The 17351-nt window shown below is 62.0% G+C and carries 14 protein-coding genes, 1 tRNA gene and 1 pseudogene; 10 read left to right on the forward strand and 6 right to left on the reverse strand.

Annotation, left to right across the window (positions count from 1 at the left end):
• Positions 1 to 3: 3 nt before the first annotated feature.
• The gene (locus ABR948_RS08705) at positions 4 to 432 is read left to right on the forward strand and encodes a DUF1330 domain-containing protein (RefSeq protein ID WP_428115921.1); all 429 of its coding nucleotides are present in this window, start codon (positions 4 to 6) and stop codon (positions 430 to 432) included.
• Here ABR948_RS08705 and ABR948_RS08710 read toward each other — a convergent pair.
• Positions 429 to 2270, reverse strand: coding sequence for a tetratricopeptide repeat protein (locus ABR948_RS08710; protein WP_428115923.1), 1842 nt, complete (start codon positions 2268 to 2270; stop codon positions 429 to 431). The two genes, ABR948_RS08705 and ABR948_RS08710, sit on opposite strands and share 4 nt — an antisense overlap.
• 189 nt (positions 2271 to 2459) lie before the next feature.
• Entirely contained in the window at positions 2460 to 2897 is a 438-nt protein-coding gene (locus tag ABR948_RS08715) for a cupin domain-containing protein (protein ID WP_428115926.1), read from the reverse strand.
• A 377-nt stretch (positions 2898 to 3274) separates the two neighbouring features.
• Between ABR948_RS08715 and ABR948_RS08720 the strand changes: the two genes are divergently transcribed.
• Positions 3275 to 4024 (forward strand): molybdate ABC transporter substrate-binding protein, encoded by a 750-nt coding sequence (locus tag ABR948_RS08720; RefSeq protein ID WP_428115929.1) that lies wholly within the window; start codon positions 3275 to 3277, stop codon positions 4022 to 4024.
• 963 nt (positions 4025 to 4987) lie between these two features.
• On the opposite strand, the gene ABR948_RS08725 is transcribed toward ABR948_RS08720, so the two are convergent.
• Positions 4988 to 5061, reverse strand: a tRNA-Gln gene (locus ABR948_RS08725).
• Positions 5062 to 5267: 206 nt separating this feature from the next.
• Between ABR948_RS08725 and ABR948_RS08730 the strand changes: the two genes are divergently transcribed.
• From ABR948_RS08730 to ABR948_RS08755, 6 genes are all read left to right on the forward strand, one after another.
• Positions 5268 to 6005: a polyamine aminopropyltransferase gene (locus ABR948_RS08730; RefSeq protein WP_428115932.1), complete on the forward strand. Its 738-nt coding sequence runs from the start codon at positions 5268 to 5270 to the stop codon at positions 6003 to 6005.
• A gap of 151 nt (positions 6006 to 6156) precedes the next feature.
• On the forward strand, positions 6157 to 7410 hold the full coding sequence (locus ABR948_RS08735; protein ID WP_428115935.1) for an ABC transporter substrate-binding protein: 1254 nt from the start codon (positions 6157 to 6159) through the stop codon (positions 7408 to 7410).
• Between the two features lie 112 nt (positions 7411 to 7522).
• Positions 7523 to 8386 (forward strand): branched-chain amino acid ABC transporter permease, encoded by an 864-nt coding sequence (locus ABR948_RS08740; RefSeq protein ID WP_428115937.1) that lies wholly within the window; start codon positions 7523 to 7525, stop codon positions 8384 to 8386.
• Between the two features lie 143 nt (positions 8387 to 8529).
• Positions 8530 to 9369, forward strand: a complete 840-nt coding sequence (locus ABR948_RS08745) for a branched-chain amino acid ABC transporter permease (RefSeq protein ID WP_428115940.1) — start codon at positions 8530 to 8532, stop codon at positions 9367 to 9369.
• Positions 9359 to 10126, forward strand: a complete 768-nt coding sequence (locus ABR948_RS08750) for an ABC transporter ATP-binding protein (RefSeq protein WP_428115943.1) — start codon at positions 9359 to 9361, stop codon at positions 10124 to 10126. Before ABR948_RS08745 ends, ABR948_RS08750 begins: the two co-directional genes overlap by 11 nt.
• Positions 10123 to 10839 carry an ABC transporter ATP-binding protein gene (locus tag ABR948_RS08755; protein ID WP_428115945.1) on the forward strand — a complete coding sequence of 239 codons (717 nt, stop codon included), beginning with the start codon at positions 10123 to 10125 and terminating at the stop codon, positions 10837 to 10839. Before ABR948_RS08750 ends, ABR948_RS08755 begins: the two co-directional genes overlap by 4 nt.
• A gap of 15 nt (positions 10840 to 10854) precedes the next feature.
• Here the strand turns inward: ABR948_RS08755 and ABR948_RS08760 are convergent, their stop codons facing one another.
• From ABR948_RS08760 to ABR948_RS08770, 3 genes are all read right to left on the reverse strand, one after another.
• Complete coding sequence (locus tag ABR948_RS08760) at positions 10855 to 11400, reverse strand: invasion associated locus B family protein (protein WP_428115948.1); 546 nt, start codon at positions 11398 to 11400, stop codon at positions 10855 to 10857.
• Between the two features lie 80 nt (positions 11401 to 11480).
• The gene (locus ABR948_RS08765) at positions 11481 to 14648 is read right to left on the reverse strand and encodes an efflux RND transporter permease subunit (RefSeq protein WP_428115951.1); all 3168 of its coding nucleotides are present in this window, start codon (positions 14646 to 14648) and stop codon (positions 11481 to 11483) included.
• Positions 14645 to 15814 carry an efflux RND transporter periplasmic adaptor subunit gene (locus tag ABR948_RS08770; RefSeq protein ID WP_428115954.1) on the reverse strand — a complete coding sequence of 390 codons (1170 nt, stop codon included), beginning with the start codon at positions 15812 to 15814 and terminating at the stop codon, positions 14645 to 14647. Before ABR948_RS08770 ends, ABR948_RS08765 begins: the two co-directional genes overlap by 4 nt.
• Positions 15815 to 15965: 151 nt before the next feature.
• Between ABR948_RS08770 and ABR948_RS08775 the strand changes: the two genes are divergently transcribed.
• Both ABR948_RS08775 and ABR948_RS08780 read left to right on the forward strand, forming a co-directional pair.
• Complete coding sequence (locus ABR948_RS08775) at positions 15966 to 16427, forward strand: MarR family winged helix-turn-helix transcriptional regulator (protein ID WP_428115957.1); 462 nt, start codon at positions 15966 to 15968, stop codon at positions 16425 to 16427.
• Between the two features lie 318 nt (positions 16428 to 16745).
• Positions 16746 to 17351, forward strand: a pseudogene (locus ABR948_RS08780) (MotA/TolQ/ExbB proton channel family protein); the annotation flags it as partial.

A 17351-nucleotide genomic window follows, 5' to 3' on the forward strand; every position in this document is an offset into this window, starting at 1 on the left:
GCCATGACCGACTATCTCGATCCCACGAAAGAAATTTTCGCAAAATTCCGCGAAATGGACCGGCCGGGCCCGATCCACATGCTCAATCTCGTGAAGCTGCGCGATAAGGCCGCTTATCCCGACGGCCGCGCGGCAACGGGCGCTGACGCCTATCGGTCTTATGCGCGCGAAAGCGGCCCCGTCTTCCGCAGCCTCGGCGGCAGGCAAGTGTGGATCGGCAGGCCGGAACTCATGCTGATCGGTCCGCAGGATTGCGAGCAATGGGACATCGCCTTCATCGCGGAATATCCATCGGTGCGGGCTTTCGCCGACATGTTGCGCGATCCCGCCTATCGCGAGGCGGTCAAGCATCGGCAGGCCGCAGTCGCCGATTCGCGGCTTCTGCGGCTGCAACCGGCGCAGCCCGGCAAGGAGTTCGGTGAGGCAATCTAACGGCCGCAGCTACCTTGGGTGCGGCCGGTTCGCACGTTAGCTAGTTCCGCGCTGACGTGCTCGATCACATGCGCGTAGTCACGACGCTCGTCCTGCCGGAACAGGCGCATGCTCGGATACCAGGGACTGTCCTCGCGACCCAGCAGCCAGCGATAGTCCGGCGCGTAGGGCAACAGGGTCCAGGTCGGGCGGCCGAGCGCGGCTGAAAGATGCGTAACGCTGGTATCGACCGATATCACCAGGTCCAGGCAGGACACCAGCGCCGCCGTCTCGACGAAATCGGTGAGATGCGCCGTCAGATCGATGACGTCGGTCCGTTCCAGCAGCGCCGGCCTGTCTTCCGCTCGCGGGTCCTTTTGCAGGCTGACGAAGGTCGCATCGGCATCGAGGATACGAGCCATTGTCCGGAACGGCATCGAACGGCTGCGATCTCTGGGGTGTCGCGGATTGCCGGACCAGACGAGGCCGACCCGCAAACGGTCGTGCGAGCCAAGACGTTGCTCCCAAGCCCTTACGCGATCGGGCGCCGGAGCAGGAAGATAGGACGCTTCGGTCGGTATTGTGTCGAGGCGGGTCCCGAAAGCCAGCGGCAAGCTGGTCAGGGGACAGTGGAGGTCGTAGGGCGGCACCGTCGTTGCCGATCTCGGAAGGCACCGCGTGATGCCGGGAAGCCTCGAGAGAAGCGGGAAGAGTTCGTCCTGGACAATCAGGATGACACGCGCGCCTCGCGCCGCCAGCATCGGGACGTAGCGTACGAACTGAATGACGTCGCCGAGACCCTCATCCGGGCAGACCAGGATGGTTTTGCCATCGATGGGTTCGGCGCCTTGCCAGATCGGTCGCGAAAGCCTTGGATAGCCCTCGACAAGAACCGGAATCTTCCAGCGCGCCGCCTCACGACCCGCCCAGCCTGCTTCGAAATCCCCGGTGAGCAGCTGAAGCAAGGCCAAATTCCATTCGGCGCTGGCGTCGTTGGGATCCTCAGCGATGGCTTGCCGATAGGCCGCGATGGCCTGGTCGAAGCGGCCGAGCTGTTCGAGCGCGACCGCCTTGTTTCTCAGGGCGTGCTTGTCGCGCAGGGCGAAGGCCTTGTCGTACCAGGATAACGCCTCTTCGCATCGGTCGAGCGCCGCGAGACAGTTCCCCATCTGGCTACAGGAATCCGCATGCGTCGGATCAAGCAAATGCACACGCTCGAGGTCGCCGAGGGCCTCTTCGTACCGCCGTAACCTTTGCAGCGTTTCCGCGCGCAAACCAAGCGTCTGGACATTGTCGGGCTTCAGCTCGTCGCACAGATTGAAGTAGATGAGTGCGTCCTCAAAACGCGCCGCCTGATGCAGGAGGGCCGCGGCCTTGTTCGCGGTGTCCCAAGAGGGCTCGAGTTCAAGCGCGTGCTGAAAGCTGAGGATCGCTTCGTGATTGCGGCGCAGCTCTGCCAGTGCCAGTCCGAGATTTCGCCACAGCTCCGCATTGTCGGGCTTGAGCTCGATTGCCTTCTCGAACACCTTGATCGCCTCGGCGCCTCGCCCCTGCTGCAGAAGCGCGGTCCCGAGCGTCGTGAGATAGAGCGGCTTCGGCTCGCGCCTGATCGCGCGGGAAAGCCATTCCACGGCATGATCAAACTGTCCGGTGTGGATACACAACAGCCCCATCAGGTGCAGCGTGTCGGCGTGATCGGGGTCGAGAGCAAGCGCCTGTTCGCAGCTGAGCTGGGCCTCGAGAGATCGGCCCGCGCGCATATGATCGATGCCCGACTGATAAAGCTGAACCACGCCGTCAGGAGCGCCTTGGCCGGATCTGGCAGACTCCATGGCCGCGTTGCCCTCGCGATCGTTCATTGCAACATCTCAATATCCGCTCCTGTCGAACAGATATTTGATTCTCGCGTTGGCTGAAAGGTTCACGCGCTGGCGTTTCAGGTTGCATACCCCCGAACTCGCGAGTCGTTGATAAGTTAGATGGGCGGCAACGACGCGCTGGTCTGCGATGCCTCCGCAACAACCCGACGCCGGGTCCTCGCCATGATCTCATGGAAAAACTGTACTGGGCTCGCCTGGTCGGTTCACCGTGAAGACCAGGAACCGGCGCGCCGTCTGGGTGTCGGGATTGCGCGCAATCCGATGTGCGACGTCGACCGGCTGGCTCCAGTGATCCCCTGCGTGAAAGCGCTTGATCACATCGTCGCCATAGGCGCTTTCTGCCGTTCCCTCCAGCATATAGACGAAGCTTGGCCCGGGGTGATGATGAACCGGCTCGGAATAGCCCGGCGGTTGAGTGACCAGGTTCAAGCGCATCTCAAGGTCTGTCCCCGGGATCGGGCGGCGCTCCAGCTCCTGGGTCGTCATCCCGTTGGCGTTCTCCGTCGTGACCTCCGCCGCCCTTGAGGCATCAAGGCCAAAGAAGATGGCGGTACACAGCGCGGCGATTCTGATCGCCAGACGCAGGGGAGAATGAGTCAGTGGCACGGTAGCGCTCCTGTCCTGGACAATTGATAAGCCCAAGATACGCGCCGAGTTATCATCCAACAATGAAGTGACGGGACATTTCAGCGATTGCAATTCACAATGGCTGCTGTGGGAAAATGTCAAAGGTGGAGATGGCCGTGCCCGTTTCCGGGGGAAGACCGGAAGTCGCCGGACGACAGTCAAAACAACGCGAATGACCCGGCTCGGACATTCGACCGCTTGGACCTGCGCCGAAAATTGCCGACGCTTAAGGCTTAGAGCATGGGACGTTGATTGAGTTGGAGGTTTATGCCTAGACAGTGTTGCTGGTGGTCTCGGGCGGCATTCGCTAAGTTAGCGCGACTCTGGGATTAAAAAGGGCAGCTTGGGAGGAGATCATGAAAACTCAACATGTGATTGCTGCGATCGTCGGATTGGCATTGCCGTTCCTGGCAGGTCAAGCGCAGGCGGCGGAGATCAAGGTTTTGGCATCAACAGCCGTGAAGACGACCCTTGAAGGGCTCGGAGCGCAATTCGAGAAAGCCACCGGGAACAAAGTCGACCTTGAGTTCGCGCCGGCTGCGATTTTGAAGGTGAAAATTGACCAGGGCGCGGTATTCGACGTTGCCATCCTCACGGTGCCGATCACTGACGGCCTTGCCGGAGAAGGGAAGATCGATGCGACACGCACCGCCATCGCGCATTCGGGGATAGGCGTTGCGATTCAGAAGGGCGCCCCGAAGCCCGATATCAGCACGACGGAGGCATTCAAACGGGCGCTTCTCAATGCCAAATCTGTCGGCTTTACGGCAGGAGGTGCCAGCGGCGCCTATCTCAAAACATTGTTCGAGAAACTCGGTATTGCCGATGAGCTAAAACCCAAGCTCAAACTGTTGCAGGGTGCGGCCGGCGAAGCTGTCGCTAATGGCGAAGTCGAAATTGGCATGACCCAGATCAGCGAGATTTTACCCTATGCCAACGCCGAACTTGTCGGGCCGCTGCCGTCAGATGTTCAGTCCTACACTTATTTCTCTGCCGCCGTGTCGGCGGCCAGCAAGGAAGCCGATGTGGCCAAGGCATTCATCAAATTTCTCGCTGCGCCGGCCGCGCTGGCATTTATCAAGGCAAAGGGCATGGAGCCGGGTTGATTGACCGCGTCCAAACCCGATCCGCAACATTTGTCGATCCAATCGGCGCGCAACCACGCCAGCCGCTTCCAGCCGTGTCCGCTCTGAGTGAAGCGGACACGCGACCAGGCGGTGGTGTCGCGGTCGCGGCATGAACTCGGCTGTCGGCCGCCGCACCAACCGATTGCCCGTCGGGTTGCGACAGATTGGCACGACGGGCAAAATTCCGGTTCACGCCAACCGCAAATCAGCGGCTAACTGCGGCCGTCCTGTTCCGGCAAGAGGGGCGGTCGCGCGTCGTCACGAACGCGGGACGGGATGTGGTGGACGCGAGAGCGTCGGCGCGCCAGGGATGTCGCAGGGCGGGTTGAACTCGTGAGCGACGGGCAGGCGCGCAGGACGAACGACGTTTGAGCGTACGGCAAAACCGTGTGGTCCTGACACCCGTTGCTGGTGCCAAGCCGGCGGTGGCTAACTCAAATCCGACCGGATTGGTTGGCCGCAAAATCCGCAGGCGACGGTGACAAGACGAATTCGTCGCCGGGGAGAGCGTGGCATAAGCCGTAAAGCCATCACGCAGGGGATGCCGGGTGCCTCCGCTGAGCCTGTATGCTCGTGCGCGCATCCTCTCTCTCCTTTGCGCACGAGACCGCGGGTGCAGCGCGCATCCGGCATTCCCTGCGCCCTCTGTGCGGGCGGACGATTTTTGTACAACCCGGGCGCATCGCGCCGCGGGAGCGTGGAGTCATATTCCAACGTCATTGCGAGCGAAGCGAAGCAATCCACTCTTACTTTTTTTGTTGCATGATGGATTGCTTCGCTTCGCTCGCAATGACGGCTCTACGACGGAATTATCTTGGCTGTTTGAAATGATGGAAAGGACCGCGCCCATGCCCGGGCATACGCCCCCGAGGCCGGGCCGATCCTTGGCGATTCCTGGCCTCAAAAGGAGGCCGCGGAGGTATTTTTGCAGGATGCAGGGGGTGGCTGGGGAACTAGGATTCGAACCTAGACAAACAGAGTCAGAGTCTGTTGTGCTACCGTTACACCATTCCCCAATAATTGCTCAACAGATTCAATGGCTTGATGATCTGAAAGGCAATCGTCTGGCACGGGACCGGGTAGATCCCGCCAAAGCGTGCGCCGTTCTACCCGCTCAGTCCCGGCCTTGGCAAGCACGGGGCGATACTGCTCTGGTGACGGGGCTGCGGCGGTGCGCGGCCATTAGCGATGGGGGGTCCGTCGCGGTCAGGGCGGTCAGGGCATGAGCGTTAATTTCGAAGAGCTGGATTTTCGTCCGACCCCGATGGGCGTGCTCAGCCTGCGGCGCCGCAGGCAGCCGTCCAGTGGCATCGACATCTACGAAATCAAACTCGGCGACGAGTTTTTGATGTCGAGCCTGTTCACCGTCGCCGAAATCGAATTGGCGCGGCTTGGATTGGCGGCATTGCAACGAACCGACCTCGATGTCGTCGTCGGCGGTCTCGGGCTCGGCTATACCGCGTCAGCCGTGCTCGAAAATTCAGGCGTACGATCGCTGGTCGTGGTCGACGCGCTCGCCGAGGTGATCGAATGGCACGAGCAGGGATTGTTGCCGCTCGGCCGGCAATTCACAAGCGATCCGCGTTGCCGCCTGGTCCATGGCGACTTCTTCGCGCTGTCGCATTCCGCCGCCGGATTTGACGCCGAGCAACCGGGGCGCCGCTTCGATGCGGTGCTGGTGGATATCGACCATTCGCCGCGCAACCTGCTGCATCCGCGCCATGCCGCGCTGTATCAGCCGGAGGGGATGGCCCGGCTGTCACAGCATCTCAATCCCGGCGGCGTGTTCGCGCTGTGGTCGAACGACCCGCCCGATGCCGCGTTCGAGCGCGTGCTGGCGGACGCCTTTGCGACATCGGCGTCGCATGTCGTGACCTTCGACAATTGGCGCGGCGATCACGATGCCAGCAACACCGTCTATGTCGGCGTCACGGCTGAGTTGCCTAAGGCAATCGCGTGACAAGCGCGCGCAGGCGGCGCGCCAACTTGCCCCTGCCAATCCGGCATGCAATGTTGAAAGCGTCAAAAACAGGGGAGGTAGCGGGCGGCAACGCCTCGCGCATCCCGGCCTCAGAGCCTGGCATAGGGTGGACCTCTCGGAGACGATCAGTATGAGATTGGAGCGTATCATCGGGCTGCTGTGCGCCGCCTCGATTTCGGTTGCGCTGGCGAGTCCTTCTTTCGCGCAGGACAAGACCGTCAGGATCGGCGCGGTATTTCCGTTGAGCGGCAACGCCGCCAGTGCCGGCGTCCATGCCAAGGCCGCAATCGAAGTCGCGATGGATATCATCAACAACGCCCATCCCGAGTTCGGCAATTTCCCGCTGGCGAAAAACGCAGGGCTCGCGGGTCTCGGCGGCGCCAAGGTCGAGGTGGTTTTCGCCGACAACCAGGGCAGTCCGGCTACCGGACAGAACCAGACCTTGCGGCTGATCACCGAAGAGAAGGTGGTGGCGCTCACCGGCGCCTATCAGTCCGGCATCACGCTGACGGCGAGCGCGATTGCCGAGAAATACGGAATTCCGTTCGTCAACGGCGAGTCGGTTGCCGCCAACCTGACCGAACGCGGCTTCAAGTGGTTCTTTCGCGTCACGCCGGTGGCCGCGGACTTCGCCAAGATCTATTACGATTTTCTGAGCGACCTGAAGGCCGCCGGTGTGAAGACCGACAGCGTCGCGCTGGTCCACGACAACACCGAATACGGCACCTCGGTCTCGAGCGTGATCACCAGCGCATTCAAGGAAAAGGGCCAGACCATCGCGCTCGATATCGCCTATGCCGTCAATGCGACCGACGTCCAGAGTCAGGTCCTGCAATTGAAGGAAAAGAAGCCCGACGTCGTGATCATGATCGCCTATACGTCCGACGCGATCCTTTATGCCAAGACGATGCAGGCGCTGGACTACAAACCTGCGATGATCATTGCCGATGATTCCGGCTATTCCGACCCGTCCTTCATCAAGTCGGTCGGCAAGATTTCGCAAGGCGTCTTCAACCGCTCGTCGTGGAGCGTCGGCCCTCCCGGTTCGCCGACGGCCCTGATCGCCGACCTGTACAAGAAGAAGAGCGGCGACGAACTGGACGATACCGCCGGGCGTGAAATGCAGGCGTTCTTCGTGCTGTGCGATGCGATCGATCGCGCGGGCTCGACCGATCCCGCCAAGATCCAGGCGGCGTTGAAGGCCACCGACCTGAAACCCGATCAGCTGATGATGGGCTACAAAGGCATCAAGTTCGATGAAAAGGGCCAGAACATGCTGGCATCGGGCCTCATCATTCAACTACAAGACGGTGAAAACTATGTCGCGGTCTGGCCGAAGGCCGGCGCCGAGAAAACGCCGGTGCTGCCCTACAAGGGCTGGTGAATATCGAGGGCGGGGCAGGGGTCCCGCCGTCATCTGTCCTGACTTGTCTTGTTTGACTTTGCCGTGTCGCATCGCAATCCCCGAGACTTAACCCGCAAGACCTCCCGCTGGCATGTCCTCCATTCTCGTTCAGGTGATTGTCGGCGGCCTTCTGCTGGGTGCCGTCTACGCGTTGTTCTCCTCGGGCCTCACGCTGGTGTGGGGCATGATGAACCTCGTCAATTTCGCGCACGGCGATTTTGTGATGCTCGGTATGTATGTGGCGTTCGTGGTCTGGACGCTGTTCGGCGCGGGGCCGTGGCTGGGCGCGCCGATCGCGGCGCTGGCGCTCGCGACGCTCGGGGTCGTGGTCTATTTCGGGCTGATCCGCCACATCACCAAAGGGCCGATGCTGGCCCAGATCCTCGGCACCTTCGGGCTCGCGCTGCTGCTGCGCTATTCGGTGTTCTGGTGGTTCGGCGCCAACTTCCTGTCACTGCCTGAAAATCTGGTCGGCGGCACGTTTGACATCGCCGGCCTGCGGATCCAGGCGTCGCGGCTGCTGGCCGGCGTGGTCGCCTTGCTGGTGACGCTGGGCCTGCACCTGTTGCTGACGCGCACGTCGCTGGGTTCGAAGATGCTGGCGGTCGCCGAGGATTCCACGGCGGCGCAGCTGATGGGGATCCGGCCCGATACCATGCACGCCATCGCCTGGGCGATTGCCGCGGGCGCAACGGGGCTGGCCGGCGCCCTGATCGCGACATTCTTCTACATCGTGCCGACGGTCGGCGAAACGCTGAGCCTTGTGGCGTTCGTGACGGTGTCGCTGGGGGGCTTCGGCAGCGTGCCCGGCGCGCTGGTGGCGGGATTGCTGATCGGAGTCATCGAGTCGCTGTCGGGCTATCTGATCGGCCCCGTGTACAAGGATATGGTGGTGTATTCCCTGTTTCTCGGATTCCTCTGGTTCCGGCCGCAAGGCTTAATGGGCAAGTCCTGATGGGCAAGATGTGATGCGGCGCCTGCTGTGGCTCTCGGTGGTGCTGGCGCTGGTGGTCGCCTATCCCCTGTTGTTCTCGACGCCATTCCAGCAGCGGCTTCGCGGCATCGGCCTGGAACATCGTCGGCGGCTATGCCGGCCAGGTGTCGGTCGGTCACGTCGTGTTCTTCGGTTGCGGCGCCTATGCCGCGATGGGCGCCTACGCGCATTTCGCCTTGTCGCCGCTGGTTGGAATTCCGGTCGGCATCGTCGTCAGCGTCGCGATCGCGGCCGTCATCGGCGTGCCGACGCTGCGGCTGTCGGGCCATTATTTCAGCATGGCCACGATCGCGGTCGCCGAGCTCGTCAGGCTGATCGTCACCAACACCGACTATCTCGGCGCCGCGGTCGGACTGAGCGGTCCGACCGTGCCGCGGAACCTGTTCGATCTCTCCTTCATCTCGGCGCTGCCCTATTATTATCTGTTCCTGGCGGTGCTCGCGATCACGCTTGGCATCACCTGGTGGATCGCCAATAGCCGGATGGGATTTTATCTCCGCGCGATCCGCGACTCCGAGCGCGCCGCGCGCTCGCTGGGCGCTCCCGCAAGCCGCACCAAGCTCTACGCCTTCATGCTGAGCGCCGGCCTGACCAGCGTCGCCGGCGCGCTCTACGCGATGATGTTTGGATTCGTCGATCCGGAGTCGGGACTTGGCATCCTGATCTCGGTGAAGATGCTGATCATGGCGGCGCTCGGCGGCTCCGGCCTGCTGTTCGGGCCGCTGGTCGGGGCGGCGATCCTGGTGCCGCTGGAAGAGATTTCCAACAACGTGCTGGGCGGCAAAGGCGCCGGCCTGACCTTTGTTCTCTATGGCGCGATCATCGTGCTGATTGCGCGGTTTCAGCCGGGCGGCATCGTGATGCTGATCAAGCGGATCTGGGCCCGGCGAAACAGCAAGATGCCGCAGGCCGATGCGACGAGGGGAGCTGCGCATGCTCCTTGAAGCCCGCGACGTCACCAAAGCCTTCGGCAGTTTCAAGGCGGTCGATGCCGCCTCGGTGACGCTGGAGCAGGGCGAGATTCTCGGCCTGATCGGACCGAACGGCGCCGGTAAATCCACCTTCTTCAATTGTCTGACCGGCGACCTGTTGTCGACATCCGGCCAGGTCCTGTTCGAAGGCCAGGACATCACCAGCCTGGCGCCGGAAGCCCGCGCGCAACTCGGCCTTGCCCGTACCTTCCAGGTGCCGCAGACCTTCGAGACCATGTCGGTGCTGGAAAATGTGATGATCGGCGCGTTTCTGCGCACGTCGCATCGCTCCGAAGCCGAAGCGCGGGCGCGGGCCGTGCTGGAGCGCGTCGGCATGGGCCGGCTGGCGGATGCGCCGGCGCGATCGTTGGGAACGCCGGGCCGCAAGCGGCTCGAAATCGCGCGCGCGCTGGCGACCGAGCCCAAGGTGCTGCTGCTCGACGAAGCGATGGCAGGCCTCACCCAGCGCGAAGTGCAGCTCGCGATCGATCTGGTGCGTGACATCCATCGTTCCGGCATCACCCTGGTCATTGTCGAGCACATCATGGAAGTCATCATGTCGCTGGCGACAAGGGTGGTGGTGTTCCATCAGGGCCGGGAGATCGCGCGCGGCAGCCCGCGCGACGTCACCGGCAACCCGGCCGTCATCGAAGCCTATCTCGGCAAGCGCGCCGCCAGGGCCGCCGCGGCCCATACCCCGATCGAACTGATGGGCGGGCCCGCGACATGACGCCCTTGCTCAGGATCGAGCACCTGGAAGTGCGCTATGGCGACCTGATCGGCGTATCCGATGTTTCGCTTGAGGTGCCCGAGGGCAGTGTCGTGGCGCTGCTCGGCTCCAATGGCGGGGGCAAGACCACCGTGCTCAACGCCATCGCCGGCCTGATCCCGGTGCATTCCGGATCGATCGGGTTTCGCGGTCAGGAGATCGGCGGGCAGAGTGCGTTTTCGATCGTGCGCAAAGGCCTGGCATTGTCGCCGGAGGGCTGGCGGCTGTTCGTACAGCAAAGCGTCGAGAATAACCTTCGGCTGGGAGCGACCCCGTTGCGCGACAAGGCGCGGGTATCGGCGCTGCTTGGTCGCGTCTACGAGATCTTTCCGAAGCTTGCGGAGCGGCGCAACCAGCGCGCGGGCACCATGTCCGGCGGCGAGCGGCAGATGCTGGCGGTTGGCCGGGCCCTGATGAGCGATCCCAAGCTCCTGATGCTGGACGAGCCGTCGCTGGGCCTGGCTCCGGCGGTGGTGGAATCTATGTACGAGACCTTCGGCCGGCTGCACAAGGAAGGGCTGACGATCCTGCTGGCGGAGCAATCCATCGAGCTCGCGCTCGAAGTCTCGGATTTTGCGACCGTCCTGCAGGTGGGCAAGAGTGTCTTGTCAGGCCCCGCCGCCGATCTCGCGCATGATCCGCAGGTGCAGAAGGTGTATCTCGGCACCGGCTGAAAAAACCTGCAGCGTCTATTTTATCTTGTCGTAGGCGGTGGCGAAATCGGCCAGCGGGATCGGAATGGCGATGGTTTCCTTGGCCATGTCCTGGAACGACACCTTCAACTGCTTTCCCGATCTCAGCGCGGTCAGCAGCTCGGGCGTGACCGGTGTGCTGGCATAGCAGCCCCTGTTTTCGCAGGTCTGGATCTGCAGATCGACGGTCTTGCCGTCATCGATCTGGATTTTCGCGCCGACCGGCAGATTGAGGCCGAGCGGCAATTGCACGAGAGCCACCGGCAAATGGGTGTCGCCCGGCACGCGAACGCTGACGAGGATGATCAATTGTCCGGTCTTGGTGAGGACCGCGCTCTGTTCGATCGCGCATTCGAGCGGCGCATCGCGGCTCACGCTGGAGCAGCGTACGGCCCAGCCAGGCGAGGCCGGGGGCGTAGCAGGTGCGGCGGTGCCAGCCGGTGGTGCTGCCGGCGTCGGCACGACTTGTGCCGTACCCTTGGACTTGGGCGTTTGGGCGAGGCTGGATTCGATCGGCCCGAACGCCAGGACGGCAACAAGCATTGCTAATTTGATGGGTAATTTCACTGACCGGCCTCCGCGATGGGTGCCTCCCGATGCGGCGGCGGCCAATCAAAGTCAAGTCACTCGGCAGCTTCCTTGACCGCGCTGTGCTCTGCCGGATGATCGCCATCGGCATCCGCCGAGCGTCCCCAGCCCGAAAATGCGTTCGAAAGCCTGTCGAGATAGAGGTAAATCACGGGTGTCGTGAACAAGGTGAGCGCCTGGCTGACGATCAGTCCGCCGACCATGGCGTAACCGAGCGGTTGGCGGATTTCCGATCCGGTGCCGGTGCCCAGCATCAGCGGGACGCCGCCGAGCAAGGCCGCCATCGTCGTCATCATGATCGGGCGAAACCGCAGCAGGGCAGCCTTTCGGATCGATTGTTCCGAAGTCAGATGCTCGTCGCGTTCCGCCGCGATCGCGAAGTCGACCATCATGATGCCGTTCTTCTTGACGATGCCGATCAGGAGAATGATGCCGATCAGCGCAATCAGGCTGAAGTCATATCCAAACGCCATCAGGATCGCGAGGGCGCCTACGCCGGCCGAAGGAAGCGTGGACAGAATCGTGAGCGGATGAATGTAGCTTTCATAGAGGATGCCAAGGATCAGATACACGACCACAAGGGCCGCCATGATCAGCAGCGGCACGGTACCAAGCGATTGCTGGAACGCCTGCGCGGTGCCCTGGAAACTCGAATTGAGCGTGGCGGGCGTACCAAGATCAGCCATCGCTTTTTGCACGGAATCGGTCGCCTGACCGAGCGCGGCGCCGGTTGCAAGATTGAAGCTGATGGTAATGGCCGGAAACTGGCCCTGGTGGCTGATCGAAAGCGAACGGACCGGCACGTTGGTCCAGGTCGCGAATGTCGCCAGCGGCACCTGCTCGCCGGTCAGGGGCGATTTGATATAGAGCTTGTTGAGCGTATCGAGATTGCCCTGCAGCTCAGGCAGGATTTCAAGGATCACGTGGTAGCTGTTGAGCTGGGTGAAATACTGGGTGACCTGGCGCTGTCCGAACGCATCATATAGCGTGTCGTCGATCAACTGCGGCTGGATGCCATAGCGCGAGGCGGTGTCGCGGTTGATCTTCAGCTGCAGCGTGGTTCCCTCGCTCTGCTGGTCGGTTGCAACGTCGCGCAATTCCGGCAGCGTTTTCATCTTTGCCAGGATCTTCGGTGCCCATTCGTTGAGCTCGTCGAGGTTGGCGTCCTGCAGCGTGAACTCGAATTGCGTCCGCGTCGGCCGGCCACCGAGCCGCACGTCCTGCGCCGCCTGCATGAACAGGCGGGCGCCCTCGACTTTTTCAAGCTGGGGACGCAGGCGCGTAATGACCTCTTGGGCGGAGGCGGTGCGTTCGTTGCGTGGCTTCAGCGTCATGTAAACGCTGCCGTTGTTGCCGGCACGGCCGTTGCCGCCGATCGCCATCGCCACGGAGTCGACGGCGGGGTCTGCCTGGGCGATGGCGCCAAGTGCCTCTTGGCGCCGCTTCATCTCGACGAAGGATACGTCCTGATTGGCTTCGGACGTAGCGGTAATCAGGCCGACGTCCTGTTGCGGAAAGAAGCCTTTCGGAATGATGACGAACAGATAGACCGACAATCCCAGCGTCGCGAAGAAGATGACGAGCGTCGTCAATTTCCAGCGCATGGCAAGGTCGAGGCCGCGCTCATAGGCATTCAGCATGGCGTCGAAGCCACGTTCGCTCCACTGATAGAACTTTCCGTGCTGAAGATTTTCGTTGTGCGCACGCAGGAAACGGGATGCCATCATTGGCGTCAGTGTCAGCGACACCACCATCGAGACGAAGATCGTCATGGTCAGCGTCACCGCGAATTCGCGGAACAGGCGTCCGATGATGCCGCCCATCAGCAGCAGCGGAATCAGCACCGCGACCAACGAGACGCTGATCGACACGATCGTGAATCCGATTTCGCTGGCGCCCCTGAACGCGGCGGCCATCGGCTTCTCGCCCTCTTCGATATAGCGCGTGATGTTTTCCAGCATCACGATCGCGTCGTCGACCACGAAACCGACGGCGATGGTCAAGGCCATCAGCGACAAATTATCGAGCGTGTAACCGAATACCCACATCAGGGCGCAGGCGCCGAGCAACGCAAGCGGCACGGTCACGGTCGGAATCACCGTGGCCCAGAAACTGCGCAGGAACACGAAGATGACCATGACGACGAGCGCGATGGTCAGCAGTAGTGTGAATTGAACGTCCTCGACGGCGGCGCGAATGGTCTGGGTGCGATCGCTGATGACCTCGATCTTGATCGCCGGTGGAATCGCGGCCACCAGCCTCGGCAGTAGCGACTTGATCTTGTCCACGGTGTCGATGACGTTGGCGCCGGGCTGTTTGTAGACCACCAGGAACACGCCGCGCTTGCCGTTGGCCCACGCCGCCTGCTTGGCATCTTCGGGCCCAGTGACCGCCTGGCCGATGTCGCGTACCCGCAACGGGCCGCCATTGCGATAGGCGACGATGACGTCGTTCCAGTCCTTCGAATCCAGCATCTGGTCGTTGGCGTAGATGGTGAAGGCGCGCGTCTCGCCGTCGATGTTGCCCTTCGGGCTATCGACCGTCACGATCGAAATCTGGTTGCGCACGTCCTCGAGCGACAGGCCCTTGGCGACCAGTTTCGCCGGATCCACCTGGACACGGATCGACGGCTTTTGCTGGCCGCCGATCGTGACCTGCGCCACGCCCGAAATCATACTGATCTGCTGGGCGAGTTGGGCGTCGACGGCGTCGCTGACCGTCGTCAGCGGCAGGCTCTCCGATACCGCCGACAACAGCAGGATCGGCGAATCCGCCGGATTGACCTTGCGATAGGTCGGCGGCGTCGGAAGGTTCTTGGGCAACTGGCCGGCGGCGGCGTTGATCCCGCCCTGGACGTCGTTGGCGGCGCCGTCGATGTTGCGATTGAGGTCGAACTGGATCGTGACCGCGGCGGTTCCCAGGTAACTCGTCGAGGTCATCTGGGCGATGCCGGGAATCTGCGCGAACTGCCGTTCCAGCGGCTGCGCCACCGACGACGCCATGGTTTCGGGGCTCGCGCCCGGCAGTGTCGCGGTGATCTGAATTGTGGGGAAGTCCACCTGCGGCAACGGCGCGACGGGCAGCAGCGGATAGGCGACGAGGCCGACAAAGAGAATGCCGGCCATCATCAGCGAGGTGCCGATGGGATAGCGAATAAAGGGCGCTGAAATCCCTTCGTTCGTTCCTGTCGGAGCTTGGCTCATTCCTGCCGTACCTTGGGTTGTGCCGGATCCGAACTCGCCACCGCGGTGCTCACGAGGGTTCCAGGCTGTACTTTGTACACACCTGCCGTGATGACCTTCTGTCCGGGCGATAGGCCGCTATCGACCACCGAGCGTCCGTCGATCGACTGGCTGACCTTGACCTTGCGCAGCTCAGCCTTGTTGTCCGGGTTGACGACATAGGCGTAGAGGCCATCGGTTCCGTGCTGGATGGCTTCGTCCGGAACCACGGTGGCATCCTTCAGCGTATTCACCTGAAGCCGCGTCGATACCGACTGGCCCGGCCACAAGGCGTGGTTTTTGTTCTCGAACACCGCCTTGAGGCGGATGGTGCCGCTGGTGGAGTCGACCTGATTGTTGACCACCGCCAGTTTTCCTTCTGCGAGAGGCTTCTTGCCATCGGTTGTGATCGCGATGGTCTTGAGCGGCTGAATCGTCTGCGCCTCGTTTATATACGGTAAGTTCTCCTCCGGCGCGGTGAAAATCACGGCAATCGGCTCGATCTGGGCGATCGTCACAATCCCGGTCTGGGTCGCGGCATTGACGATGTTGCCGATATCGACCTGGCGCAGGCCGACGACGCCCGAGATCGGTGACTTGATCGCGGTGTAGTCGAGCTGGGTCTGGGCGTTGGCAATGGCCGCCACGTCGGCAGCGATCTGCGCGGTCAATTGCTGGACGGTGGAACGCTGGGTATCGAGCTGCTGCCGGGTCGCGAATTCGCCGAGCTTGGTGTAGCGGTCGAGGTCCAGATTGGCATTGAACAGGTTGGCCTCGTCCTGCGCTTTCTTGGCCTTGGCCTGATCGAGCGTGGCCTGGTAGGGCCGGGGATCGATCTCGGCGAGCAGATCGCCCTGCTTGACCTCCTGGCCTTCCGTGAAGGCGATTTTGTCGATCTGGCCATCGACCCGGGTGCGCACGACGACGGTGTTAAAGCCCTGAACGGTTCCGAGCCCGGTCAGATAGACCGGAAAGTCGGTCTTCTCGACGGGGGCGATGGATACGCGCACCGCATTGCGTGCCGCTTTTTGGGCGTTACTGGCGGCCGTTGCCTGGTCCTCGCCGTGAAATCGCTGCCAGCCATAATAGCCCAGCGCGACCGCGGCCAGGAGCAGTAAAACCCAACGCATCGTCCGCGACTTCTTCATGTTGGCCTGTCGGTTCAAGAAAATATTAGATTATCGGGTCTTCAAAAACGTTCATAGGCACCCTAGATATAGTATGCATGCACTTAATGTGTAAACACACTATAACTTGAGAATTCTAAACTATTTGAAAGATTTGGGGACCGCCGAGACCATGTCTCTCGATCTGAAAAAACAGCTGATTGCGCAACTTGTCGAAAGTTCGCGGCTGCTGCGCAATTATATCGATCATCGCGCCAAGGGCCGCGGTTCCACGCGCGCGCAGTGGATCGTCCTGTTCAGACTGCGTGAGCAGGAGGGGTTGTCGCAGGTCGATCTGGCGGATGTGCTCGAACTGCAACCGATCTCGCTGGTGCGGCTGCTCGATCGCCTGGTGGAACATGGACTTGTCGAGCGCCGGCACGATCCCAGGGATCGCCGCGCCAACCGATTGTTTCTCACGGCGAGCGGCCGTCAGCTGGCTGATGACCTCGACAGTTTGCGCGACTCCATTGCAACCGATGTGTTGCAGGATATTCCAGATGTGGCGATCGAGGCCAGCCTCGAAACACTCAGGGAGATCAAGGATCGGATCAAGAGCTTTGCCGAGCCCCCCGGCAACGTCGCGGTCAAGTAATCAGGGTTACTTGAACATTGCCGATGCCATTGGCCGCCGGTTTGCCCCGGTCTTGTATGCATTCTGCGACGCGCACAAATCCTGTTTAGAACAGTTTCAAACTACAGATTAGAATCGTTTCGATTGGGCGCTGAATGGCGCGTTGCGCCTTTTTTCGGAACCAGCCGCATGATACGGGATGCCTGCGCCCCGCGGCCTGATCGATCTCGATGCTGCAATTCAGAGTCTGGTGGAGTGTGTTGGCGAGTTGACCCTGAAACGGTCAAATTGACCGGTATCTGTCGCAAATCCTTTCTGCTGCTGGGCCGAAATATGAATATGAACACGTCACCTCTTCGGGCGATCTATCGCGTGCTGTTGGCGCTGGCGATGCTGTCGCTGGCGCAGCCTTCATTCGCGCAACAGAAAACCGCGCCGCCTCCGCAGCAGGTTCCGGTGTCGTCTCAGCCATCCGTTGCGCCGGCGCAGGCTCCATCGCCCGCCGCCGCTATTCAGCCCGCGCCGGCCGTAGCCGCCGACGCGACCGCGGCGCCAGCCGCTGCAACGTCAGTCGATGGCGGCCGATCGCTGAAATCGACGGGTGTGGCGCTGCGCGAATTGTCGCCGTGGTCGATGTTCCTGTCGGCGGATATCCTGGTCAAGGCGGTCATGATCGGCCTTGCTTTCGCCTCGCTGGTGAATCTTCATCGCCAAAATGATCGAGCTGTGGCTGATCCAGCGCGGGCTCCGCGCGGCCCTCGTCAAGATCAGCGACGCAAGGTCGCTGGCGGAGGCGCAATTCGCGCTCGGCGCCAAGGACAGTGTGTTGTCGTCGTTGCTGGCCGCGGCGATGCGCGAGGCCCGGCTGTCGGCGGGAATTTCCAGCGACGCCGGCATCAAGGAACGGGCGGCCTCGAGCTTTGCCGAGATCGTGCGCGCGGAAGC

Origin of the sequence: Bradyrhizobium sp. (assembly GCF_050014615.1) — a bacterium.
Taxonomy (GTDB): Bacteria; Pseudomonadota; Alphaproteobacteria; order Rhizobiales; family Xanthobacteraceae; genus Bradyrhizobium.